Here is a 22,448-nt window from a genome sequence, read left to right on the forward strand (position 1 = left end):
AGGATCACTCCCGAACTTAGTCATTCTACTTATTATAGAGGAAAATCGGCTGTTCGAAAAAGGGTATAGGTTGACGGTTGGAGTTTCGTGGAATATGATTCCTACCAGAAGGAGGGATGTCAGCATGGAACAATTCATCTTGAAAGTGGAAGGCATGTCCTGTGGACACTGCAAGGCCGCAGTCGAAACCGCCTTGATGGAAGCAGGCGCCCAGAAAGCGGTCGTCAACTTAGAGGCAGGAACTGTGGATGTACACTTCGACCCGCAGAAACTCACGATTGACGGAGTCAAAGAAGCGATCGAAGAGGCCGGGTACGACGTCGTCTAACCGAATGCCACACATATACGCGAAAAACGGCAGACGTGGGGAGCGTCTGCCGTTTTTCTTTGTCTCTCTGTAGTTCTCTCTGGTCCCTTTAACCATACCGTACTCCGACCGGAAAATCATCTGACGACTGGCACATCTTGCTCCAAAAACCAGCCCTTACCTTGCCGAGAGAGGTTCAATTCGTCGTGTTTCAACTCGATCGTGATTGTTAAGCAGATGTGTACGAAAAATGAAGATTGGACAATAAAACGAAAGCTACGTTGAACTCAATGTTCTATTTGTCTATTTTTCGCCGAATTTGTCGATTGAGAGACTGCGAGAGTGATGGTATAGTTCTAAGTGTCGCCGGTGACAAACGAAACAACACCGACGATGAACGAAACTTTACAAGTTTAACTCACGGAGAGATGTCCGAGCTTGGTCGAAGGAGCACGATTGGAAATCGTGTAGGCGGGAAACCGTCTCAGGGGTTCGAATCCCCTTCTCTCCGCCATCTTTAAACTTCCTGTGTGGCGGTGTAGCTCAGCTGGCTAGAGCATTCGGTTCATACCCGGAGGGTCGGGGGTTCGAATCCCTCCGCCGCTACCAATTTCATATGGAGAGATACCAAAGTGGCCAAATGGGGCGGACTGTAAATCCGTTGCGTAAGCTTCGAAGGTTCGAATCCTTCTCTCTCCACCATAATGGGGGATTAGCTCAGTTGGTAGAGCACCTGCCTTGCAAGCAGGGGGTCAGCGGTTCGAATCCGCTATTCTCCACCATTTGTTCCTCGATAGCTCAGTTGGTAGAGCGCCCGACTGTTAATCGGATGGTCGCAAGTTCGAGTCTTGCTCGGGGAGCCATTTGCCTTTTTAGCTCAGTAGGTAGAGCGCATCCATGGTAAGGATGAGGTCATCGGTTCGATTCCGGTAAAAGGCACCATCTGCGGAAGTGGCTCAGGGGTAGAGCATCGCCTTGCCAAGGCGAGGGTCGCGGGTTCGAATCCCGTCTTCCGCTCCATACGTTTGAAGAGAAGCGCCTTGATGATCTACGGATCATCAGGGCGCTTTTTTCGTGTGCCAATACTTTCATTTGTCGAAATTGTCTAAATACGGTATACTTCATCGTATAGCAATTGACGGGCAATGGGGTGAACGAGATGAAGAGAGGGTCTTACGTTGTACTTCTGGGGGTGGCTGCGGCGCTCCTGGGACTAATCATGCCGCATACGGAGCGGACAAGTTTTGCACAAAGAGACGTGAGCGCTGTTTCTCGCCTCCCGGGTGAGACGTTGAAACTGAAAGTGGCGACCTATAACATCCATATCGGCAAAGATGCGGAAAATAAACTGAATCTTGAGGAAACAATCAAGACACTCCAAGAAACGGACGCCGACATCATCGGGCTGCAGGAGATCGAGCGGCACAGCCCGCGCTCTCGTTTTGAAGACCAGCCGCGTTTGATCGCGGAAGCTCTGGGCTTGCACTATCATTTCGAACCGGCACTCACTGTCGGACCGTTCCAGTTTGGCAATGCACTGCTTTCCCGCTACCCGATCCTCTCCACCGAGCGCATTCAGTTGAAAAGCGCCAAGGAGGACCGTGTGGCCCTGCTCGCCACGTTACAGGTGCGAGGGGAGCCTGTGCGCGTGATGGTCACGCATCTGGGGCTTCTGCAAGGGGAGCGCGCCCGCGACGTCGAAGCGCTGGACAAGCGTCTGCGGGAGGAGGAAACTCCGTTGCTGGTGTTGGGGGATTTCAACACCGACCTCACATCTGTGGAGCTCAAACCGTGGCTTGCGAATCTACACCCGACGACCCCGGAGCGGATCGAGACGTTCCCCGGCAGCGGCGAGCAGATCGACTATGTGCTCACGTCCAAGCAGTTCAAAGCGACAAAAAGTTACACCGTCACCAGCAGCGCATCCGACCATGTTCCGCTGGTCAGCGAACTGGATTGGAACCAAGAGTAAGGGTCATAAAAAAACCCCTGCATCTCATACAATGCAGGGGTGATCTTCTTTTGAACGGTTGTGACAAACGTTGTCTTACATCACCAAGATGCGGTCGCGAAGGTTGGACTCCACGATCGTTTGCATCTTCTGCAGGGATTCCGTTGCGGAGAGGAAATCGCCGCGGGATTTGTAGATCTCGCCGAGCAGGGCATACGTCTTGGTGAGTTGCCCGATCATGTCGTTGCTTTGGAACAGTTCGATCGCTTTCTCTGCGAATTCAACGGCGGTGTCGAATTCTTCGGTCATCAGCTTGATTTCCGAGAGCGTGCGGTAGAGGAACGCAATTTCGCGCATCGACGGGTCCATCAACTGGAGAGCTTGCGTCGCATGCTTCTCCGCGTCTGCGTAGCGGCCCACTTTGAGCAAGAGGCGGGAGATTTCGGAGTGGACGTTTGCGATGTCGATCTCGGTGCCGTGCTTGGAGTAGCCTTCCATGCACTCGTCGAGCAGCGCAAGCGCTTCTTCGGTCTTGCCTTCTTCGCCTTTGATGATCGCCAAGTTGACTTTGTTGTCATACGAAGTCTTGACATAGTTGAGCGATTTGAAGATCGCAATCGCGTCTTGGGTGTGCTCAACCGCTTTTTTGTAGTTTTTCATTTCCTTGTTTGCGTGACCGAGACCGTTGTAGGTTTCGCCGATCAGCTTCAAGTAGTTCGTGCCTTGGAGCAGTTGGTACGACTCCGTGTAGTATTTGAGCGCATCGTTGTATTCGCCAAGCTTGAGATTGACCATCCCGAGGTTGGTGATGACGAACGCTTTGGTCGAGACGTCGATGTTCTCCGTGCGGGAGATGATCTGGTAGGCTTTTTTCCAGTGGAACTGTGCAAGCAGGAGATTCTCTTTGCGCAGTTGGATGACGCCCAGTTTGTTCAACGCGAGAACGGCGGTGTTGTGCTCGCCGGTGCGAATCGAGCTGTCGAGAACGTCCTCGAACAGTTCGGTTGCGCGTTCGAATTGCTCGACGTGCAAGTAGCAGTTCGCGAGGTCAAACGAGATGTTGGTGAGTTGCAAGTGCGGAGCCGGGTTCTCCAAGAGCTCTTCGAGCAAGGAGATTGCACGGTCGTACTCGCTGGATTCCATAAACGCTTTGGCCAGCTTGTAGGTGCTGGTCTGTTCGAGTTTGGTTTGCATGTCAGTCAAGAAGTAGTCGACCGAAGTCTCCAACTTTTCTGCGATGGCGCAGAGGAGTTTATGAGAAGGATTCGCTTTATCCGCTTCAATTTGAGAGATCATGCTTGGTGTCACCATGCCAGCGCCGAGGTCACTTTGAGTGAGACCCTTCAAAATCCGAAGTTCCTTGATTTTCTGTCCAAGTGATGTAGTAGTCATTGGGTAACCCTCCCACCCAGTAGTTATGAAACTAAAACTTTCGTGTGTCTATATTGTACTACAGCATTCCACTAAAGGAAATAGGTTTTCCTGTCAAAACATGAACAGCAGTCACGTTTTAAATATTATACAGGTTATACGAGTTTCCTGACAAATATACCAGATGGATTCTTCACTGTCCAGTCAAGACTAGGAAATTGACCGCATAAATTGTGAATAGAGATGCAAGATGTTCTGAAGGCTGTTGGAAAGGAGGGGTTTAGGTGTCCGACCGGTACCATCCGACTCTCTATCAAGCTTCGACCACGGCCACGACGCGAATTCTGGGCTGGGACTCCGTGAGTTGTGCCGTTGGCATCACCCAAACGGTGTATCCGGCTGCACGACCCAACGCCGTGTTGCTGGCGAGCCCGACGTGCTATCCCGAGGTGCTGGCCGCCACCCGTCTTATGCATCACCCTTATGACGCGGCCCTTTTGTTTACAGAGGGAGACGGACTTGAGGACACCGTGTCCCGCGAACTCATTCGTCTCTCACCGCGCGGAAACGGTCTGCCGGGCCAAGTGATCGTCATTGGAGTGATGCCGGCTCGCACGTTGCACGATCTCGCCGACCTTGGATTCAAACTCTGGCACGTCATCGGACATGATCTCTGGGAAACGATCGAATTTCTCAACGAGCTTGAGATTGGAAAAAAGTCGGGCAACGCTTTGCTCGTCTCAAGCGATCCCTGCGCGGGCGGCACGGTGGCAGGCGGTTATGCCGCACATACCGGTGCGCCGATTCTGTTCGCCTCTGAACAGGGTCTCTATCCAAGCACCGTGCGTTGGTTAAAAAAACACCCTCGCACGCGGGTCTTCGTCGCGTCTCCCGAAGCCTGGCTTCCGGCCCGGATCGCCGGTGAGATTAAAGCTTTAGGTTCGAAAGTGGAGGCGTGGGTCGGAGGAGCGGATGCGTACGACATGTCGGTCCGCTTCGCAAAATTCCGCCATAAATCACGATTCGGTTGGGGAAAGCGAGAACGAAGCTCGTCGCCCGTCACGCTGGTTCCGATGGAGCCTTGGCCGGTCGGTACGGCCGCGAGCGCCCTTTCGTACCGGGGCAAATACACGCCGCTTTTGTTGACCAAGCGCGATGTCCTCACCACGCCTGTCGAGGACTTTCTCCGCGGCTTGCATGCACGTGAGCAAACGCAGGGCCAGCAAGGCCACGGATTTATCGTCGGCGGGTTCGAGTTAGTGTCCTACCCGGTGCAGATGCGCATGCACCGTGCGCTGACCGAAGGAGGCCTCGACTTTTAGGCAGTATTCTATAGTAGAAAAGTAGTAGAGAGACTCCGGGTACAATCTCTTCCAATCGGGCATGATGAACCTATTGGAGGGATTGACATGAACCTGAAACTGCGAAAACTTGCCTGTCTGCTCAGTGTTGCCACCTTGGCACTCGGCACTGCGGGATGCACATCGTCCACAGCTCAGGGCGTGCTCATCTCCGCCCACGATTCGGCTCAAGAAACGGCAACCCCTGTAACGGCGGTCGTGGGGATGGTCTCCCCGAATTTCTCTCTCCTCGACTACGAAGGCAAACGGCACCAACTCAGCGAGTATCGCGGCAAACTTCTGCTGCTGAACTTCTGGGCCTCTTGGTGCGGACCTTGCCGCCAAGAACTCCCCGACTTGGCGGCTGCCTCTCAGGAATTGCGAGACCGTGTGCAACTCGTCGGGGTCAACCTCGCTTCGCAAGACGCCGCCAACGTGTCGAAGGACCTGCTTCAACGCCATCACATCTCGTACCCGAACCTGCTGGACACCGATGGAAGCGTCGCCGACGCGTATGGAATCATGGTCATCCCGACTTCGTTCCTGCTCGACGCAAACGGCAAAATCCTGCAAAAAATCCAAGGCCCGCTGACCAAAGACTCCCTCGAAAAACTCCTGCCCAAAACAAAATAACTCCATCGCGTATACAAAGCACCCCTTGTGGTCACACTGGTACTTCAGTGAGAACGGGAGGGGTTTTTTGTCATTCTGTCCCGCGAAAAATGGCAAGATTCCTCGAATGGATAGACGTTTTGTCGAGGGGGAGGAACCGGGAATTTCAAGGTAGAACTGTATGCCCAAGACGAGAAAAACTTCCTGAGGAGGGAGCCAACATGAGTTTGCAAATCGAGACGGTCGTCAGCGGAGATACGCTGATCGTTCGTATGTCTGGCGAATTGGATCATCATACGGCTGAGCAAGTGCGACAACAGGTGGAGGGTGAATTGGACCGCCACCGGACTCCGCACTTGATCATGAATTTTGAAGGGCTCGGGTTTATGGATTCCTCCGGTCTTGGCGTGATCCTTGGCCGCTACAAACGCGTAACGGCAGGTGGCGGTCGCATGTCGCTCTGCTCGGTCAACGATCAACTGATCAAGCTGTTTGAACTTTCCGGGATGCTGAAGATTCTCCGCATCTACGCAACGGAATCGATGGCATTGTCTGAGACGGGGGTGGCGTAAAGTCATGCAGAACAATCACATGGAACTGAAATTTTCCGCTCGTTCGCAAAATGAATCGTTCGCCCGCGTCACGGTGGCCGCGTTCGTCTCGCAACTCGACCCGACGGTAGAAGAATTGACCGAAATCAAAACGGTCGTCTCGGAAGCGGTCACCAACGCGATCATTCACGGCTACGAAGAGCAAGAAGGCCAAGTCTATATCCAATGCTCGCTGATCGAAGGCAACGTGGAGTTGATCATCGAAGACCAAGGCCGCGGCATCGACGATGTCGAAGAAGCTCGCGAGCCGCTGTACACGTCCAAGCCGGAGTTGGAGCGCTCGGGTATGGGCTTTACGATCATGGAGAACTTCATGGACGAGATCGAAGTGGTCTCGCGCCCCGGGGTGGGCACCCGCGTGCGCATGGTGAAATTCATGAAAAATCATTCCTTGGCCAAGCACTAGGCGCCGGGGCAACCACATGGAGAAAACAACGACTCCAAATCTAAAATATTCGGATGTGCAGGTAAAAGAGCTGATCGCCAAGTCGCAGTCCGGTGACGATTCCGCCCGTGAATCGCTGGTTCTGAGCAACCAACGGCTGGTCTGGTCAGTGGTCCAACGCTTTTTGAACCGGGGCTACGAGCCGGACGATTTGTTCCAGATCGGTTGTATCGGGTTGATGAAAGCCATCGACAAATTCGACCTCTCCTATGACGTGCGGTTCTCGACCTACGCCGTGCCGATGATCATCGGCGAAATTCAGCGCTTCTTGCGCGACGACGGCAGCGTCAAGATCTCCCGCTCGCTCAAGGAAACCGCCCGCCATGTGCGTCGCATGCGCGATGAGCTCGCCAAGAAACTGGGCCGCCAGCCGCACATCAACGAAGTGGCGGAAGCGCTCGGCATGGAACCGACGGAAGTGGTATTCGCCCAAGAAGCGATGCGCCAGCCGGCTTCCATCCACGAGACGGTGTTCGAAAACGACGGAGACCCGATCTACCTCATGGACCAAATCTCGGACGAAGCGCAGAACAAATGGTTCGACAAGCTCGCCCTGCACGACGCGCTCGCCCGTTTGCCCGAACGGGAGCGCCTGATCGTCTTCCTCCGCTTCTTCCGCGACAAGACCCAAGCAGAAGTCGCGGAGGTGCTCGGCATCTCGCAAGTTCAAGTCTCACGCTTGGAGAAAAAAATCATGCAGCAGATTCGTGATCAATTAGGGGGTTAAGGGGTCGAGATTCGTTCCATACTACGGACATCGAGCCTTTTGTTGAGAGGTGAACCGCAGGTTATGGAACCATCGATCCCGAAGTCCGCACGGTCACGCATCCTCTGGGTGGCGGTTGTGCTCTGCCTGCTCGCCGGAAGTGCCGGTGGGTACTATTGGTGGTGTGGACAAGTCGCCGTCAAGTATGATCGCATCACCAACGCCAAGCGCGTCTGATATACCGGGTTTTCACAAAAAAGGCACCGTCCGGCAACTTTTGCCGGGCGGTGTCTTTTTTGTTGAAATGGGTACTCTACACCTACAGGTAACCAAGGCATGGAGAGGGTGGTGGTCTCGTGAGCGTCAAAGTCAAGCGTGGTTTGCAAGTGAAGGCGGATTATCAAAAACGCGCCAAGGAACTCACGCCGAAACGGCCCGTCATCGCCAATTCGATTCGGGCGTTTCTCGTCGGGGGACTGATCTGTGAGATCGGACAGTTCATCCAGCAATTTTTCATCGCATACTTCGGATTCAACGAGAAAAACGCCGGTAACCCCACGGTTGCTGTTTTGATTTTCATCTCGACATTGTTGACGGGGATCGGGGTATACGACCGCATCGGCCAATGGGCCGGAGCAGGTTCGGCCGTGCCGGTTACAGGGTTTGCCAACTCGATGGCGTCCGCTGCGATTGAACATCGCAGCGAAGGCACCGTGCTTGGCATCGGCGGGCAGATGTTCAAACTGGCCGGACCTGTCATCGTGTTCGGCACGGTGGCTGCGTTCATTATCGGTTTGGTCAAAACGCTGTTCCAGATGGCCGCAAGTTGAGGTTGAAGAGAGGAGAGGTGCTGAGATGCCGCTGATCGGTCAACAGACTTGGCGATTTGATTCCAAGCCCGTCTTGCTTGGCACCGGCGCGATTGTCGGACCCAAGGAAGGCCAAGGGCCGCTGGCGATGGACTTTGACGAGATCAACGAAGACTCCTACTTCGGGCAGGATTCGTGGGAGAAAGCGGAGCGTCGCTTTTTAGAATCGGCAGTTGAAATTGCGATGCGAAAAGCGAATGTGACATCTGAGCAAATCGATGTGCTGTATGCAGGCGACCTGCTCAACCAGATCATCACGGCTAATTTTGCGGCACGTACGTTGGCAGTTCCGTTCTTGGGGTTGTTTGGCGCTTGTTCCACGTCGATGGAAGGGCTGGCGTTGGCCGCGATGACGGTGGACAGCGGGTTTGCCAAGCATGCGCTGGCGGCAACCGCTTCGCACAATTCCACCGCCGAGCGTCAATTTCGCTACCCGACCGAGTACGGAGGTCAAAAACCGCCCTCGTCACAATGCACCGTCACAGGCGGTGCTGCTGCCTTGGTCGGAAAAACGGGCCTCGGGCCGCGCATCACCCATGCCACGATCGGCAAAGTGGTGGATTTGGGCATCAAGTCGCCGTTTGAAATGGGCGCTGCGATGGCACCGGCGGCGGCCGATACGATTCTCTGCCACTTTCAAGACACGGGGCGAACGCCTGAGGACTATGATCTGATCGTCACGGGCGACTTGTCTCGTGTCGGCCTCCCGCTCGCGGTGGAGTTGATGGAAGAGCAGGGGTTGTATTTGGGCGACAAGATCAAAGACTGCGGGATCTTGATCTTCGACCCTGATCAGCCAGAAGTGTTCTCAGGGGGTTCCGGATGCGCTTGCTGCGGAGTGGTCACGTACGGGCATTTGATGCGTCGCATGCAACAAGGCGAGTTGGGGCGCATCCTCGTCTGTGCGACCGGAGCTTTGCTTTCTCCGCTCTCCAGCCAGCAGGGGGAATCGATTCCCTGTGTCGCCCATGCGGTTGTGATTGAGAGGGGGAGCGGAGCATGACGTTTTCCATGACGTTTGTCTGGGCGTTTCTGATCGGCGGAGGCATCTGTGTCATCGGTCAATTGCTGATGGACTTGACGAAATTGACCCCGGCCCATGTGATGGTCATCCTCGTCTGTGCCGGAGCCGTGCTCGACGGATTGGGTCTGTATGAACCCTTGATCAAGTTTGCAGGAGCCGGTGCCACCGTGCCGATTACGTCATTTGGCAACGCGTTGGTGCACGGGGCGATGGCCGAAGCGAAAACGCATGGCATCGTGGGATTGATCACCGGAATTTTTGAAGTGACCTCTGCGGGGATTTCAGCCGCGATTGTCTTCTCGTTCTTCGCCGCGTTAGTCTTCCGAGCGAAGGGCTAAGGGATCACAACTACCGACAGAAGGAGTGATGGGAATCATGGCTCAACACCAAGGTACTGGGAAACGCAAGGTGATCGTGGTAACAGACGGCGACCAAGTGGCTCGTCGCGCCGTTGAGGAGGCAGCGCAGCAAGTGGGTTGCCGCGTAATCTCGCGTTCGTCCGGCAATCCGACCCCGCTGGACGGCGAGCAGATCGTGCGACTCGTTCAACATGCGAAGCACGACCCGGTCGTCGTCATGTTTGACGACAACGGCAATGGTGACTTCGGATACGGCGAGCAAGCCATCCAGTACCTGACCAACCATCCGGAGATTGAGGTGTTGGGTGCAGTGGCCGTCGCTTCGAACACACCTTTTGTCGAAGGGGTGCATGTTAACTTTTCCATCGACCAAAATTTGCGCCTCATCGAGGATGGGGTGGACAAAGACGGCATCCCTGCCAATACCGGGGATGGCGTTGTCTACGGAGACACCGTGGATGTGCTGTCGGAGTGCGACATCCCGATCATCGTCGGCGTCGGCGATATCGGAAAGATGCAGGGCAAAGACCATTTTATGAAGGGCGCACCGGTGACCAAAGCGGCCTTTTTAGAAATCTTGAAACGGAGTGGATATGAAAATGCCACAGATCCTCAATAACGTGGACATCCCACCGTCCGATCAGGAGTTGCCGCTCGAGAAACGCTTGTCGGAGAACTTGAAGTTCTTCGAGCGGGTGCTCGGGATCGGACAGAGTTTTGATATGGTCAAGCGCGAAGTGACATTTGGGGGACACGATATGTGTCTCCTGTATGTCAATGGCTTCGTCAAGGATGACATTCTCGACGAGCTCTTGCGCAACCTCTCAACGTTAAAACGGGAACAGTTGGCTGTCGATACGTATGACAAACTGTTCAGGACGTTCCTGCCGCATATCCAAGTCGATAAAGTCGACAAAACGAACAAGATCATCACGGCGATTCTCTCCGGTCAGACGTGCCTCTTGATCGACGGATACGACGGGGCGTTCTTGATCGACGCCCGCAGCTATCCGGCTCGAACACCGAGTGAGCCGGAGTTGGAGCGCGTCGTACGCGGTTCTCGTGACGGCTTTGTCGAGACGATGGTGCAAAACTGCGTCCTTACGCGCCGCCGAATTCGCGACCCGCGTCTGCGCATGGAGACGTTGCAAATCGGGGCACGCTCCAAAACGGACGTCTGCGTGGCCTTTTTGCAGGACGTCGCCGACCTGGAGCTGGTCGAGGAAATCAAAAATCGGTTGAAAAGCATCGAGATCGACGGGATTCCCATGTCGGAGAAAACGGTCGAGGAGTTCTTGATCCGCCGCAACCGCTTCAACCCGTATCCGGTCGTGCGTTATACGGAGCGTCCGGACGTGGCGGCGATCCATCTCTTGGAAGGTCACGTGCTGATCTATGTGGACACATCTCCGTCTGTAATGATTACGCCGACGACGCTGTTTCACCATGTACAGCATGCGGAGGAATTTCGAGAGAACCCCGTTGTAGGGGCCTATATACGCTGGATTCGGTTCGCCGGGATTCTCGCGTCGATGTTCTTGGTGCCGTTGTGGATTCTCTTTACGTTGATTCATCGGGAATGGATGCCGACGCAATTGGAGTTTCTCGGGCCTGAGAACGTCGGGGCGATTCCGATCGTGTTGCAGTTCATCTTGGCGGAGGTTGGGATAGACCTCATGAGGATGGCGGCGATTCATACGCCGACCCCGCTTGCCACTGCGATGGGCTTGGTGGCCGCCGTCTTGATCGGGGACATCGCCGTCAAAGTCGGGCTGTTTTCGCCGGAGGTCATTCTCTATCTGGCCGTATCGGCGGTCGGGACTTTCGCGACGCCAAGTTACGAGTTGTCGATGGCGAACAAGCTCTCGGCGATGTTCTTCATTATTGCGGTCGGCATCTTCGATTGGATCGGGTTGGCGGTCGCCGTGGGCATCTGGATGATCTTGCTGCTCACCACGAAATCGATCAACCGTCCGTACCTGTGGCCGCTGATTCCGTTCAACGGTCGTGCCTTCCTCGACATCCTCGTACGCGCACCCGTTCGTGAGAAAAAAGCTCGACCTTCGATCGTTCACCCGCGTGACAAGGACCGTCAACCGAACTAGAAAAAGTCAGGAAAAAAGTGTCGCACCCAATTGCGACACTTTTTTGTATACTCGTGCATATCCTGCATTGCATTGTATGACGATTCTTTGTATAATCGACGTAATAAAAAATCTAGATACGTACCGTAATAAGAGTACCTGCAACGGTCGACGACATTCGGATTCGTCGGCTTTTTTACGTATAGAAGCGTGGCCAGAGACGAGAGGAGACGACAGCACATGTATTTGCACGGGACGAGTCGGGTAAATGAGCACGGGCATCTTGAGATCGGAGGCGTGGACACCACGGAGCTCACCTCCAAGTTCGGAACCCCTTTGTATGTGTTCGACGAGCAGTTGATGCGCGAGACGATGCGTGCCTACAAGTCTGCTTGGGACGCTACCGGTCTGCGTTATGAAGTCGCCTATGCATCGAAGGCGTTCTGCACGTTGGCGATGTGCCGCATCGTGGCGGAAGAGGGGTTGGCGCTCGACGTCGTGTCGGGCGGCGAACTGCATACCGCGCTGAAAGCGAACTTCCCGTCGGAGCGCATCCATTTCCACGGGAACAACAAGACCCCGGACGAAATTGAACAGGCGTTGAACGCGGGCATCGGAGCGTTCGTCGTCGACAACTTCCATGAACTTGCGCTGCTCGGCGCTTTGGCGGTCGAGAAGGGCGTCGTCGCCGACATTTTGCTTCGTCTGTCTCCCGGGGTTGAAGTTCATACGCATGAGTACATCTCGACCGGTCAAGAGGATTCGAAGTTCGGGTTCGATCTGCAGAGCGGGGCGGCACAGCAAGCGATTCAGCTCTCCCTGCAGACCAAGGGCGTTCGTTTGGTCGGGTTGCACTCGCACATCGGGTCGCAGATCTTTGAAACGGAAGGCTTTAAGCATGCGATCGACATCGTGGGGAATCTGTTCGCCCAAGCGGTGAAGGAATGGGGCGCGAAAGACCTCTCCGTTCTGAACGTAGGCGGCGGCTTTGGCATTCGCTACACCGAAGGCGATACCCCGCTCCAAGTTCAACAGTACATCGAAGCGATTGCGGAAGGCGTGAAAGCAACGTTTGACTCTCTGGGTCTTGCACATCCGGAAGTGGTCATCGAGCCGGGCCGATCCATCGTCGGCAATGCAGGTACAACGCTGTACACCGTCGGTTCCTCCAAGAACATCCCGGGCGTGCGCAAGTACGTGTCGGTGAACGGCGGAATGTCTGACAACCCGCGTCCGGCGCTGTACCAAGCGGTCTACGAAGCGATGCTCGCCAACCGTGCGACCGAAGAACCGACCGAAGTCGTCTCGATTGCGGGCAAAGCGTGTGAATCGGGCGACATGCTGATTTGGGACGCGAAGCTTCCGGAGGTACAAGCGGGGGATATCCTCGCGGTTTCTTGCACCGGCGCTTACAACTACAGCATGGCGTCCAACTACAACCGCATCGCTCGTCCGGCGGTCGTGTTCGTGCAAAACGGAGTCGCGGATGTCGTCGTCAAGCGCGAAAGCTTCGATGACCTCGTGTCGCTCGACGTCGTCCCAGCGCGGTTGATGGACGGAGTTTTGAGCCAGTCGTAGGGGAAGTAACGCTTCCGATGTGGACAGGCGCGGAGGGCAAGTCCTTTCTCCCAGGCATAGGATAGCTTGAGAGGAGGGATGACTACGATGGCAACTCTCTTGTTGTTCTTGCCGCGTTTGTTCACATTCTTTGGAACGTTTCGGAGTTTCTACGGGTTTATCAGTCCGTTTTGGCCGGCAATCTCCGGAATGTTTGGTGGTCGTCGGGTAGCTGCGAAAGCGTAACGAGAATACAAAAGAGCACCGAGGAATCGGTGCTCTTTTTGTGTACCTGCGTTACTTTTTCGGATTCGGAGTCGTGACCGACCAATCGGTTGACGTGTTGGTATCAACAGTCGGGTTGGTGCGGGAGAGAACTTGACCCGTGCCGGTGGCAAGACCCCAGCCGGATACGTAGTTCATCCATGCCACTTCGTCTACGGCGGTGCCGGACGCGTTTTTCAGATACAGGTCGTCGCCGGTGTTGGTCAGTGTCAAGCTCAGACCGGAGACGTCAAGGCCAAAGCCTTTGAACGAAGTAAATGCGGTGCTGTCCTTGCCGACCATGAGGAAGCTGTGCGCCGGGACCACGGTGCCGGACGGGATCGTGAAGGAACCGGACTTGTTGCTGAGTTTGTAGCCGGAGAGATCGACGGAGACGTTGTTTTTGTTGTAAAGCTCTACGTATTCTTTGGTCGCGTCAGAGCCGTTGGTGTCATAATCGACCTCGGAGATGACGACGTTCGAAGTGCCTTTGGTTTCGTCCGGGCTCCAATTTTGCATGCCGGCCGTCCAGTCATACCAGAACAATTGCTCGTAGTACGCGTTGACTTCGGTGTTGTCGATGATCACGCCTGCTTCGCGGTTGTTCTCCGGCGAAGATTCCGACCAGTTGATCGAAGAGACGAGGGTTTTTTTGCTGTCGACGAGCACGCCTTTGTTGTGGACTTTTTCAAGTCCCAGCGTTTTCAAATCGATCAGTTTCGCTTGCATGTCGAGGTGTTCGGAGGCTGCGATGTCGTTCACGTATTGAACGGTGTACGTGTTGTCACGCGGATCGGTCGTGTCCAAGAACGCAGAGTCGAGCAAGATGCGAACTTTGACGCCACGGCGAGCGGCGTTGATGCATTCTTCCAGATAGAGGTCCGGGGTGGTCGTCGTGCTGCCGGTCGACGGCGTGCCCCAGAATTTGTGAGCGTAGAGCTGTTCAACGAGCAGGCTCTGGGTGGCCGACTTCGCGAGACCGAGGATCGAGTTGTTTTGCAAGAACGTGCTGTCCGGAGCGAAAATCGGACTCGCGGTGAACTCGCCGTTGATCGGCTTGTTCTTGAAGTTGCCTTTGTACGTCGAAGTCGGGGTGGAAGTGTCCGCCACGAAGCCGGCCGTCGGCGCACCCCATTTGGTGCTGGATGCCGTGTACGGGAACGAGTCCTTGGCGTTGACGTTCCAGTCACCGTTGAACGTTGTGGAGTAGAACGACGCGACGCTTGCGTTGTTCATGATAATCCCCCAGCCGCGGTTCCCGTAGTTGGTGTTGAACGGAAGGCTGGAAGCGGCGAAGTTCTCGGATTGAACCATGACGCGGTTGCCGTCGATGATCGCGTACTTCGCATGGTCGAATCGGTAGCGCTTGAACGCACCGATGGTGGTGTCGTTGATGATGAAGCGCACTTGGCCGCCTGCGCCGACGATTTGCTGGGCGACGTACTTGCCTTGGTCGACGAGGCCGCCGACCGGAGCACCTTCGAGGAAGACGCGGACTTTGACACCGCGCTTGACGGCGTTGGTGATCGCGTCCATCAGTTGCGTTGCTTGGAATTCGTAGACATTGAGATCAATGGATGTCGTCGCACTGTTCAGCAAGCTCACGACGGTATTGAACCCGTTGTCAGGCGAAGAGTACGGTTGTACACTTCCTGCAAACGTGTAGGTCGGGGCTCCATAGCGCGATTGACCGGCTGCGTAGACACGCAAATGCTTCCAGTCGGCCGCCGTGTTGCTTTCCGGATACAGTTGGGACGTTTCATCTTTCTCACGAACGTAGATTTCGCCGGCTCCGACAACCGGAACGCCGCTACCCGACCAACCGGTCGTTGTGGTACCCGTGCCATAAGCCATCGTGTCCACGTTGGCGCCGCTTGCGTTGTACAAGTAGATGACGCTGCCCGCATTGGCGATGGCGGGAGCGGACCCGGTGACGGTCATTTGAGGGACGGTGGAGTCGGTGTCAGCCCCGTATTCGAAGTTGGCGGGGAACAGCATCTCCGTTTTGAAGTTTGCAGCTTGCTTGGTGACGTATACAGTTTGTCCCGCGGAGAGCGAGGTTCCGGTGGGGAAGCTCAATTTCGCGGTGGAGGTCCCGATCTGGAGATACCAACCGGCGAGGGAGATCGAACTGGCCGTAGGGTTGGTGATGGCGATGTATTCTTCCGGTTCGTTGGTTTCGTTGGTGTCCGAATAGACTTCTGTGATCAGCGGGGTATTGACGGCAGCCGCGTGGGTGCGAGTTGTCGGCAGAAGTCCTGCGATAAGCCCCGCAGACAACAGCGCGGTCATCAACGTGCGGGACATGCGAAGTTTACGAGTTGTAAACAAGTGGAGCACCATCCTTTATGAGGTTTATAGGAATATCACGAATGATTCACATTCATTCTACTTCATTGTTCGTATTCAATGCAATTGGAAATTTTCTTTTTTCTGAAAAAAAGCCCTGCGACGAGTGGCGCAGGGCTTCCTTTTTTGTCCATAAATTTAGTTTCCATCATAGGTTACGGTTGATTTCCGGGTTCGGCGAATGCGTCGTTGCCACATCCAGAACGCGAGTGCGGCGAACACGGCCGCTCCGAGAGCGAGGTAGCCGAATGTTCGTGTTTTGAGCTGACTGGTCGGAAGTGTCGGGGAGAGGACGTCTTGAGGCGAGAACAAATCTGCAGAAACGACCGATTGGTCGTCCAAGTGGAATTCAACTCGCCCGACTTTCGAACCCTTGGGAAAAGGAGCCGCGGGAACCGAGAGGTGAACGGACGGCTCTTTTTTGGCTGTGGACGTCTTGGGGGTTGTGCCGTAGACGTCTTGGTGCAGAATGGCCGGGACCTTGGTGCCATTGACTTCGAACGTCGCGAGGGAATCGCCCGCGTGCGCGAGTCGTTGCGTGGTGAAATGGTCGAAGCCGTAGTCGAGCAGTTGCGTAGTTTCCAGTCGAATGGTCTGTTTCAACTGAACGCCCATCACGACCGCCATCACTTCGCGGTCGCCGCGTTTGGCAGATGCGATCATCGTCTGCTGGGCTTGGTCGGTGAATCCGGTCTTGACGCCCGTGACTCCGTCGTAGTTCCAGAGCATCGGATTGATGTTGACGAGACGGGATTCCCAGGCTTGGCCGTGCCAGTCGTAATATTGGGTGGAGACAATTTCCCGAAATTTTGAATTTTTCATCGCATAATTGGCGATCAAGGCCATATCGTACGGCGTGGTATAGTGATTGTCATCGTGAAGTCCGTTGGGAGTGACGAAGTGCGTGTGGGTTGCGCCGAGTTCCTTGGCTTTCGCGTTCATCATCTCGGCAAATTTCGGGACGGAGCCCCCGATGTGTTCGGCGATGGCGACGGCTGCGTCATTGCCGGAGTTCAGCATGAGGCCGTAGAGCATCTGTTCCAAGGGCTCCTGTTCGCCGACTTCGAGGTAGACGCGATTGCCCTCTTGGTTTCGGGCGAGTTCCGAGGTGGTGACCATGTCCTGGAGACCGCCTTTTTCCAGAGCGAGGATACAGGTCATAACTTTCGTGATCGAAGCGGGGAAGGCTTGAATGTCTTTATGATCATCAAATAACACTTGACCGGATTGCATGTCGAGGACGACCGCGCCCTTGGCGGTCAATCCGGTCGGAGTCTCATCACTTGCGTTTGCTTGGGGAATACTAGTTGAGGACACCAGACCGATCAGGAGTCCGACGGTGAGGCACCAGGTCCAAACTTTTTTCATTCGCTCACACTCCACCGGTTGAGAATCATGTCGCTATGTTTGAGCCATCTCTTATTGTAGTACACGATATTGACCAATGCAAAGTTAGTAATTTACAGGAAGTGCTTGCTAGACTTGCGAATCCCATGTAAAATCTTCCTGTTACAGATACATAGGGGGTAGAACAATGCAAAAGACGAAGAAATGGCGTTTCTTCACCCCTGCGCGGGTATTGGTCATCGGGTTTGCAGGCCTGATCTTAGTTGGGGCGATCTTGCTCTCGTTGCCAATCGCGTCGCAAAGCGGCGAAAGTCTGCGCTTTCTCGATGCTTTGGTCGAGGCGACGTCTGCCGTCTGCGTCACCGGGTTGATCGTCGTGGACACGGGCACCTATTTTAATCATTTTGGTCAGATCGTCCTCATCTCGTTGATTCAAATCGGGGGCTTGGGATTCATGACCCTCGCGACGTTCATAACGATTATGACAGGGCGCAAGATCGGGTTGAAGGAACGGTTGTTGCTCCAAGAGGCGCTCAACGTCTCGACGCTGGAAGGGTTGATCCGTCTGGCGCGCAACGTCGTGTTGATCACGATGGGGATTGAGTTGGTGTTTGCCGGTATCTTGGCGACTCGTTTTTCATTCGACATGCCGTTGGGACGTGCGATCTATTACGGTGTGTTTCACTCGATATCGGCGTTTTGCAACGCGGGGTTTGATTTGTTTGGCGACTACAAGTCGATTTCTGACTATGTCGGCGACCCGACGGTCAACGTCTGCATCGGTTTCTTGATCATTCTCGGCGGTTTGGGATTCACGGTACTCGCCGACATGCCGCGTCTGTTTCGTCGGGAGCGGACGATGTTGCATACCAAGTTGGTCCTGATCACGACGGCGTTCTTGCTTGTGGTCGGTACGATTGGATACTATTTGTTTGAGAACGACAATCTGGGAACGATCGGCTCTTTCTCGGAAGGAACGAAGTGGCTGGCCTCGTTCTTCGCATCGGTAACCGCTCGTACAGCGGGGTATGCGTCGATTAATTATGAGACGATGACCCAGGGCGGTCTGCTCTGGTCGGTGATCTTGATGTTCATCGGGGCGAGCCCCGGTTCGACAGGGGGCGGGATCAAGACGGTCACGTCGTTTGTGATCATGCTCTATATCATCAACGTCATTTCGAACCGTGAGAATACGGTGGTGTTTGGCCGTCAAGTTGCACGGCAGACGATTTACAAGTCGTTGGTCATTTCGGTGATGGCCGTTTTGCTGGTTGTGTTCTCGACGATGATCTTGACGATTACAGAGCACGTCGATTTCCTGAGACTGCTGTTTGAAACGACATCGGCGTTTGCGACGGTCGGTCTGTCAACGAATTTGACCCCGACGTTGAGCGATCCGGGTCGCGTGTTGATCATCATCTTGATGTACATTGGACGTCTTGGCCCGCTGACCATTGCGGTGGCATTGGCCGCCCGTCAAGTGGACAAAGCCAACCTCAAGTATCCGGAAGGCAACTTGTACGTTGGGTAAGGTGGGTAGACGCATTGGGAAAGTAAGGCTATACTGAATACTGAACTCCATGTAGTTCCTTCAGGGTGTGGTGAGGCTTCGGCCAATTCCCAACCGGCGGTGATGCTCCTGTTCCTACAGGAGACGAGTCCGCGAGCCTGCAAGCTTGCTTGCGGTGCAGGATCTGGTGCGATTCCAGAACCGACGGTACAGTCCGGATGGGAGAAGGAATGTGTTTGGACGGCAGACGGGGAAGTGTACCCTTTTTTAGACAAGGGGGGAAGTCTGTCCGTACGCAACGCAATCAAGAGCCCTGAAGTCAGTTTTTTACTGATTTCAGGGCTTTTTTTATCTCATTGTTCTCTATAGAAGGGATGGATGTTCGCCATGACCGATGTACAGTACATGCAGATGGCGTTGGACCTCGCAGCTCAGGCGAAAGGGCAAACCAATCCGAATCCGCTGGTCGGCGCCGTACTCGTCAAGGACGGTCGTATCGTCGGTTTCGGTGCCCATCTGAAAGCGGGCGAGCCGCACGCAGAAGTACACGCGTTTCGAATGGCGGGCGAGCATGCGGAGGGCGCTACGTTGTACGTGACGCTGGAACCCTGCAGCCATCACGGCAAGACGCCGCCCTGTGCAGATCTTGTGATCTCGTCCAAAGTCAAAAAAGTCGTCGTCGCGATGACCGACCCGAATCCGCTGGTTGCCGGAAACGGGATCAACCGAATTCGTGCGCATGGGATCGAAGTGGAAGTCGGCGTGTTGGAATCGCAGGCGGTGGCGCTCAACGAGCGCTTTTTGCACAACATGCGCACGTCGAGACCGTTTGTCGTGATCAAAACCGCGATGACACTCGATGGCAAAATTGCGGCGCATACGGGCGACTCCCGCTGGATCACCGGCCCGGACGCTCGCGTCGCCGTGCATCAACTGCGAAACGAAGTCGACGGCATCCTCGTCGGGATCGGCACCGTCCGTGCAGACGATCCTGAATTGACGACTCGAATGCCTGAGGGCGGAGGCAAGCATCCGACTCGGATCATCCTCGACTCCTCGTTGCAAATCGAGGAGACGGCGAAAGTTCTGGACACAAGCATCGCTCCGACTTGGATCATCACGTCCGGGGGAGCGGATGCGGAAAAAAGTGCCCGCCTGCGTGCGCGCGGCGTGCAGATTTTGAAGTCTGCGCCGCACGATGTCGCCGCCGTGCTCGACCTGTTGTACGCAAACGGCATCACCCACTTGCTCGTCGAGGGCGGGGCGACGGTCAACGGCGCTTTTTTGCAAGCGGGGTTGATCGACAAAGTAATGGCCTTCATCGCGCCCAAGCTCATCGGAGGCGCAGGAGCGCCGACGCCGTATGCCGGAGCAGGTTTTGAAAAAATGTCGCAGGCCGTCACCCTGCGCGACATTTCCGTAACTACATATGGTGACGACATTTGTATCACCGGCTACCCGGTGTATGAAGGGGAGCAGCAGTAGATGTTCACTGGACTCGTTGAAGAGGTCGGGACGGTTGCGGAGATTCGCCCGTCCGGTCATGCGATTCATCTGAAAATCAAGTCTACGAAAGTTCTTGACGGCGTCGCGCTCGGCGACTCCATCGCAGTCAACGGCATCTGCCTGACCGTCACGGCGTTTGACAAGTCTTCGTTTACCGTCGATGTCGTGCCGGAGACGATGCGCCGGACCACGCTGCATGAACTGTCTGCCAACTCGCCGGTCAACTTGGAGCGGGCAATGCAGATGGGGGGTCGTTTTGGCGGGCACATCGTGTCGGGGCATATCGACGGCGTCGGACGGTTGGTCTCTCTCCAGGAAGAGGACATCGCCAAAGTCGTTCGTTTCTCGGCACCGCCGAACGTCTTGCGCTACGTCGTCGAGAAAGGTTCGATCACCATCGACGGCGTTTCGCTGACCGTCATGGACGTGGACAGCGAGTCATTTCGCATCTCGGTCATCCCGCATACGTGGATGATTACCGTCTTGCGGCATCGTCGGGTCGGGTCGACCGTCAATTTGGAAGTCGACATCATCGGCAAATACGTCGAGCGGCTGTTGGGGCCGCATCTGCCGGGAGCCAATTCCCAGAGCGAGAGTACCCGCCTGAGCCTTGACTTCCTGCGCAACAATGGATTCGCGTGAGGGGGAAATTCCCATGTTTCACACCATCGAAGAAGCGGTAGAAGACCTCAAGGCCGGCAAAGTCGTCATCGTCGTGGATGACGAAGATCGTGAGAACGAAGGCGACTTCATCGCGCTCGCCGACCGCACCACAGCGCAGACGATCAATTTCATGATCACACACGGCCGCGGACTCGTCTGCGTGCCGATTACGGAAGACCGTGCGGCGCAACTCGAGTTGCGTCCGATGGTTCATGTGAACACCGACCAGCACGGTACGGCGTTCACCGTCTCCGTCGATGCCAAGCATAGCACGACCACCGGCATCTCGGCACACGAGCGCTCGGCGACGGTGGCGGCGCTGATCGACGAAAATGTCGGCGGCAAAGACTTCAAGAAACCGGGCCACATCTTCCCGCTCATCGCCAAAAACGGCGGCGTGCTTCGCCGCCCCGGTCACACCGAAGCGGCGGTCGACTTGGCTCGACTGGCAGGCAGCTATCCGGCGGGTGTGATCTGCGAAGTGTTGAAAGCGGACGGCACGATGGCCCGCGTACCGGACCTCGCGTTGATCGCACAGGAATTCGATCTGAAGATGATCACCATCGCGGAGTTGATCGCGTACCGCAAGGACCGTGAGAAATTGGTCGAGCGCTCGGCGTCGACGAAGGTGGAAACCGACTCCGGCACGTTCGACCTGCATGTCTACACCAACTTGTTGGATGGACAAGAGCATCTCGCGTTCGTCAAGGGCGACATCGACTCCCAAGCACCGACCTTGGTGCGCGTGCGCAAGGAATGCCCGATGGGGGATATCTTCGGTTCGCATGCCTGCCAGTGCGGGACGCAATTACAAGCTGCGATGCGTGCGATTGAAGAGAACGGCAGCGGTGTGCTCCTGCACATCCGCAACACGTCGCAAGAGCGCAGTCTGGCGGCGAAAATCAAAGGGCAGGACATGGCAGATGCGCAAGACTACGGCATCGGCGCGCAAATTCTGCGCGACCTCGGCGTCAGCAAGATGCGCCTGCTCAGCAACAACCCTCGCAAATTTGCGGGGCTCTTGGGATACGGGCTCGAAATCGTCGAAACTGTACCGCTCAAGAAGCTCATTCAACTGTAATCACGAAGGGAGAACAACTTACAATGGCGAATTTCCTCGAAGGCAATCTGATTGGCACCGGCCTGCGCGTAGGCGTGGTCGTCGGTCGATTCAATGAATTTATCGGAAGCAAACTGCTCGGCGGTGCTCTTGACGCATTCAAGCGTCACGGGGTAGACGAAGATGCGGTGGATGTCGCGTGGGTACCCGGCGCATTTGAAATCCCGTTGATCGCACAAAAAATGTCCGCTTCCGGCAAGTACGACGCCGTCATCACTCTCGGCGCCGTCATCCGCGGGTCCACTCCGCACTTTGACTACGTCTGCAACGAAGCGGCCAAGGGCGTTTCCAAAGTCGCTCTTGACACCGGCGTACCGACGATCTTCGGCGTCCTGACCGTTGATTCGATCGAACAAGCCATCGAGCGTGCCGGCACCAAAGCGGGCAACAAAGGCTGGGAAGCTGCCGTCACCGCCATCGAGATGGCAAACCTCGGGAAACTGTTTTAATAAG

The 22,448-nt window shown here is 55.4% G+C and carries 23 protein-coding genes, 7 tRNA genes and 1 riboswitch; of the genes, 27 read left to right on the forward strand and 3 right to left on the reverse strand.

Annotated elements, in window-relative coordinates; genetic code table 11:
* Window positions 1-124: 124 nt before the first annotated feature.
* The 9 genes from JJB07_RS13160 to JJB07_RS13200 all read left to right on the forward strand — a co-directional run bounded on the left by JJB07_RS13160 (window position 125) and on the right by JJB07_RS13200 (window position 2,279).
* Window positions 125-328: a cation transporter gene (locus JJB07_RS13160; protein WP_201635748.1), complete on the forward strand. Its 204-nt coding sequence runs from the start codon at window positions 125-127 to the stop codon at window positions 326-328.
* 401 nt (window positions 329-729) lie between these two features.
* Window positions 730-821 (forward strand) — tRNA-Ser (locus tag JJB07_RS13165).
* An 18-nt stretch (window positions 822-839) separates the two neighbouring features.
* A tRNA-Met gene (locus JJB07_RS13170) sits at window positions 840-916 on the forward strand.
* 9 nt (window positions 917-925) lie between these two features.
* Window positions 926-1,009: transfer RNA gene (locus tag JJB07_RS13175), tRNA-Tyr, on the forward strand.
* 4 nt (window positions 1,010-1,013) lie between these two features.
* Window positions 1,014-1,089 (forward strand) — tRNA-Ala (locus JJB07_RS13180).
* Window positions 1,090-1,094: 5 nt separating this feature from the next.
* Window positions 1,095-1,170 (forward strand) — tRNA-Asn (locus JJB07_RS13185).
* Between the two features lie 3 nt (window positions 1,171-1,173).
* Window positions 1,174-1,249 (forward strand) — tRNA-Thr (locus JJB07_RS13190).
* A 3-nt stretch (window positions 1,250-1,252) separates the two neighbouring features.
* Window positions 1,253-1,327: transfer RNA gene (locus tag JJB07_RS13195), tRNA-Gly, on the forward strand.
* Between the two features lie 238 nt (window positions 1,328-1,565).
* Window positions 1,566-2,279 (forward strand): endonuclease/exonuclease/phosphatase family protein, encoded by a 714-nt coding sequence (locus JJB07_RS13200; RefSeq protein ID WP_201635750.1) that lies wholly within the window; start codon window positions 1,566-1,568, stop codon window positions 2,277-2,279.
* Window positions 2,280-2,354: 75 nt separating this feature from the next.
* Here the strand turns inward: JJB07_RS13200 and JJB07_RS13205 are convergent, their stop codons facing one another.
* Complete coding sequence (locus JJB07_RS13205) at window positions 2,355-3,650, reverse strand: helix-turn-helix domain-containing protein (RefSeq protein ID WP_201635752.1); 1,296 nt, start codon at window positions 3,648-3,650, stop codon at window positions 2,355-2,357.
* Window positions 3,651-3,913: 263 nt separating this feature from the next.
* Between JJB07_RS13205 and JJB07_RS13210 the strand changes: the two genes are divergently transcribed.
* The 13 genes from JJB07_RS13210 (at window position 3,914) to JJB07_RS13270 (ending at window position 13,482) form a co-directional block, all read left to right on the forward strand.
* Window positions 3,914-4,951 (forward strand): hypothetical protein, encoded by a 1,038-nt coding sequence (locus JJB07_RS13210; RefSeq protein WP_201635754.1) that lies wholly within the window; start codon window positions 3,914-3,916, stop codon window positions 4,949-4,951.
* Between the two features lie 87 nt (window positions 4,952-5,038).
* Entirely contained in the window at window positions 5,039-5,602 is a 564-nt protein-coding gene (locus JJB07_RS13215; protein WP_201635756.1) for a TlpA family protein disulfide reductase, read from the forward strand.
* A gap of 200 nt (window positions 5,603-5,802) precedes the next feature.
* Window positions 5,803-6,153 (forward strand): anti-sigma F factor antagonist, encoded by a 351-nt coding sequence (gene spoIIAA / locus JJB07_RS13220; protein ID WP_201635758.1) that lies wholly within the window; start codon window positions 5,803-5,805, stop codon window positions 6,151-6,153.
* Between the two features lie 4 nt (window positions 6,154-6,157).
* The gene (gene spoIIAB / locus JJB07_RS13225; RefSeq protein ID WP_201635760.1) at window positions 6,158-6,598 is read left to right on the forward strand and encodes an anti-sigma F factor; all 441 of its coding nucleotides are present in this window, start codon (window positions 6,158-6,160) and stop codon (window positions 6,596-6,598) included.
* Between the two features lie 16 nt (window positions 6,599-6,614).
* The gene (gene sigF, locus JJB07_RS13230; protein ID WP_201635762.1) at window positions 6,615-7,364 is read left to right on the forward strand and encodes an RNA polymerase sporulation sigma factor SigF; all 750 of its coding nucleotides are present in this window, start codon (window positions 6,615-6,617) and stop codon (window positions 7,362-7,364) included.
* Between the two features lie 63 nt (window positions 7,365-7,427).
* On the forward strand, window positions 7,428-7,580 hold the full coding sequence (locus tag JJB07_RS13235; RefSeq protein WP_201635764.1) for a hypothetical protein: 153 nt from the start codon (window positions 7,428-7,430) through the stop codon (window positions 7,578-7,580).
* Window positions 7,581-7,699: 119 nt separating this feature from the next.
* Window positions 7,700-8,173 (forward strand): stage V sporulation protein AC, encoded by a 474-nt coding sequence (spoVAC, locus tag JJB07_RS13240; RefSeq protein WP_347338349.1) that lies wholly within the window; start codon window positions 7,700-7,702, stop codon window positions 8,171-8,173.
* 25 nt (window positions 8,174-8,198) lie between these two features.
* The gene (gene spoVAD / locus JJB07_RS13245) at window positions 8,199-9,215 is read left to right on the forward strand and encodes a stage V sporulation protein AD (protein WP_201635766.1); all 1,017 of its coding nucleotides are present in this window, start codon (window positions 8,199-8,201) and stop codon (window positions 9,213-9,215) included.
* A gap of 8 nt (window positions 9,216-9,223) precedes the next feature.
* Window positions 9,224-9,574, forward strand: a complete 351-nt coding sequence (gene spoVAE, locus JJB07_RS13250) for a stage V sporulation protein AE (protein WP_201636511.1) — start codon at window positions 9,224-9,226, stop codon at window positions 9,572-9,574.
* Window positions 9,575-9,611: 37 nt separating this feature from the next.
* Window positions 9,612-10,214, forward strand: coding sequence for a stage V sporulation protein SpoVABEA (spoVAEA, locus tag JJB07_RS13255; protein WP_201635768.1), 603 nt, complete (start codon window positions 9,612-9,614; stop codon window positions 10,212-10,214).
* Window positions 10,195-11,700 carry a spore germination protein gene (locus tag JJB07_RS13260; protein ID WP_201635770.1) on the forward strand — a complete coding sequence of 502 codons (1,506 nt, stop codon included), beginning with the start codon at window positions 10,195-10,197 and terminating at the stop codon, window positions 11,698-11,700. The genes spoVAEA and JJB07_RS13260 overlap by 20 nt, the downstream gene beginning before the upstream one ends.
* Before the next feature lie 219 nt (window positions 11,701-11,919).
* Window positions 11,920-13,257: a diaminopimelate decarboxylase gene (gene lysA / locus JJB07_RS13265; RefSeq protein ID WP_201635772.1), complete on the forward strand. Its 1,338-nt coding sequence runs from the start codon at window positions 11,920-11,922 to the stop codon at window positions 13,255-13,257.
* A gap of 87 nt (window positions 13,258-13,344) precedes the next feature.
* Window positions 13,345-13,482 carry a hypothetical protein gene (locus tag JJB07_RS13270; protein WP_201635774.1) on the forward strand — a complete coding sequence of 46 codons (138 nt, stop codon included), beginning with the start codon at window positions 13,345-13,347 and terminating at the stop codon, window positions 13,480-13,482.
* A gap of 51 nt (window positions 13,483-13,533) precedes the next feature.
* Here the strand turns inward: JJB07_RS13270 and JJB07_RS13275 are convergent, their stop codons facing one another.
* Both JJB07_RS13275 and JJB07_RS13280 read right to left on the reverse strand, forming a co-directional pair.
* A complete protein-coding gene (locus JJB07_RS13275) occupies window positions 13,534-15,831 on the reverse strand; it encodes a lamin tail domain-containing protein (protein WP_201635776.1) in 2,298 nt (765 codons plus the stop codon).
* Window positions 15,832-15,987: 156 nt separating this feature from the next.
* Window positions 15,988-17,217: a D-alanyl-D-alanine carboxypeptidase family protein gene (locus JJB07_RS13280; protein ID WP_201635778.1), complete on the reverse strand. Its 1,230-nt coding sequence runs from the start codon at window positions 17,215-17,217 to the stop codon at window positions 15,988-15,990.
* 166 nt (window positions 17,218-17,383) lie between these two features.
* Here JJB07_RS13280 and JJB07_RS13285 point away from each other — a divergent pair, with 166 nt between their 5' ends.
* From JJB07_RS13285 to ribH, 5 genes are all read left to right on the forward strand, one after another.
* Complete coding sequence (locus JJB07_RS13285) at window positions 17,384-18,727, forward strand: TrkH family potassium uptake protein (protein WP_201635780.1); 1,344 nt, start codon at window positions 17,384-17,386, stop codon at window positions 18,725-18,727.
* 52 nt (window positions 18,728-18,779) lie between these two features.
* A riboswitch (FMN riboswitch) is annotated at window positions 18,780-18,940 on the forward strand.
* A gap of 153 nt (window positions 18,941-19,093) precedes the next feature.
* On the forward strand, window positions 19,094-20,191 hold the full coding sequence (ribD, locus tag JJB07_RS13290) for a bifunctional diaminohydroxyphosphoribosylaminopyrimidine deaminase/5-amino-6-(5-phosphoribosylamino)uracil reductase RibD (protein ID WP_201635782.1): 1,098 nt from the start codon (window positions 19,094-19,096) through the stop codon (window positions 20,189-20,191).
* On the forward strand, window positions 20,192-20,854 hold the full coding sequence (locus JJB07_RS13295; RefSeq protein ID WP_201635784.1) for a riboflavin synthase: 663 nt from the start codon (window positions 20,192-20,194) through the stop codon (window positions 20,852-20,854).
* A 13-nt stretch (window positions 20,855-20,867) separates the two neighbouring features.
* Complete coding sequence (ribB, locus tag JJB07_RS13300) at window positions 20,868-21,956, forward strand: 3,4-dihydroxy-2-butanone-4-phosphate synthase (protein ID WP_201635786.1); 1,089 nt, start codon at window positions 20,868-20,870, stop codon at window positions 21,954-21,956.
* 23 nt (window positions 21,957-21,979) lie between these two features.
* The gene (gene ribH, locus JJB07_RS13305) at window positions 21,980-22,444 is read left to right on the forward strand and encodes a 6,7-dimethyl-8-ribityllumazine synthase (protein WP_201635788.1); all 465 of its coding nucleotides are present in this window, start codon (window positions 21,980-21,982) and stop codon (window positions 22,442-22,444) included.
* Window positions 22,445-22,448: the final 4 nt, after the last annotated feature.

The organism is Tumebacillus amylolyticus, from assembly GCF_016722965.1.
Classification (GTDB): domain Bacteria; phylum Bacillota; class Bacilli; order Tumebacillales; family Tumebacillaceae; genus Tumebacillus; species Tumebacillus amylolyticus.

Bases quoted from the DNA above. Each gene is read 5' to 3' on its own strand.
- JJB07_RS13215 (WP_201635756.1), top strand. From the start codon at position 5,039: ATGAACCTGAAACTGCGAAAACTTGCCTGTCTGCTCAGTGTTGCCACC.
- JJB07_RS13280 (WP_201635778.1), bottom strand. From the start codon at position 17,217: ATGAAAAAAGTTTGGACCTGGTGCCTCACCGTCGGACTCCTGATCGGT.
- ribH (WP_201635788.1), top strand. From the start codon at position 21,980: ATGGCGAATTTCCTCGAAGGCAATCTGATTGGCACCGGCCTGCGCGTA.
- sigF (WP_201635762.1), top strand. From the start codon at position 6,615: ATGGAGAAAACAACGACTCCAAATCTAAAATATTCGGATGTGCAGGTA.
- JJB07_RS13160 (WP_201635748.1), top strand. From the start codon at position 125: ATGGAACAATTCATCTTGAAAGTGGAAGGCATGTCCTGTGGACACTGC.
- JJB07_RS13270 (WP_201635774.1), top strand. From the start codon at position 13,345: ATGGCAACTCTCTTGTTGTTCTTGCCGCGTTTGTTCACATTCTTTGGA.
- JJB07_RS13295 (WP_201635784.1), top strand. From the start codon at position 20,192: ATGTTCACTGGACTCGTTGAAGAGGTCGGGACGGTTGCGGAGATTCGC.
- JJB07_RS13260 (WP_201635770.1), top strand. From the start codon at position 10,195: ATGCCACAGATCCTCAATAACGTGGACATCCCACCGTCCGATCAGGAG.
- JJB07_RS13285 (WP_201635780.1), top strand. From the start codon at position 17,384: ATGCAAAAGACGAAGAAATGGCGTTTCTTCACCCCTGCGCGGGTATTG.
- spoVAEA (WP_201635768.1), top strand. From the start codon at position 9,612: ATGGCTCAACACCAAGGTACTGGGAAACGCAAGGTGATCGTGGTAACA.
- spoIIAB (WP_201635760.1), top strand. From the start codon at position 6,158: ATGCAGAACAATCACATGGAACTGAAATTTTCCGCTCGTTCGCAAAAT.
- spoVAE (WP_201636511.1), top strand. From the start codon at position 9,224: ATGACGTTTGTCTGGGCGTTTCTGATCGGCGGAGGCATCTGTGTCATC.
- JJB07_RS13235 (WP_201635764.1), top strand. From the start codon at position 7,428: ATGGAACCATCGATCCCGAAGTCCGCACGGTCACGCATCCTCTGGGTG.
- ribB (WP_201635786.1), top strand. From the start codon at position 20,868: ATGTTTCACACCATCGAAGAAGCGGTAGAAGACCTCAAGGCCGGCAAA.
- ribD (WP_201635782.1), top strand. From the start codon at position 19,094: ATGACCGATGTACAGTACATGCAGATGGCGTTGGACCTCGCAGCTCAG.
- spoVAD (WP_201635766.1), top strand. From the start codon at position 8,199: ATGCCGCTGATCGGTCAACAGACTTGGCGATTTGATTCCAAGCCCGTC.
- spoIIAA (WP_201635758.1), top strand. From the start codon at position 5,803: ATGAGTTTGCAAATCGAGACGGTCGTCAGCGGAGATACGCTGATCGTT.
- JJB07_RS13205 (WP_201635752.1), bottom strand. From the start codon at position 3,650: ATGACTACTACATCACTTGGACAGAAAATCAAGGAACTTCGGATTTTG.
- lysA (WP_201635772.1), top strand. From the start codon at position 11,920: ATGTATTTGCACGGGACGAGTCGGGTAAATGAGCACGGGCATCTTGAG.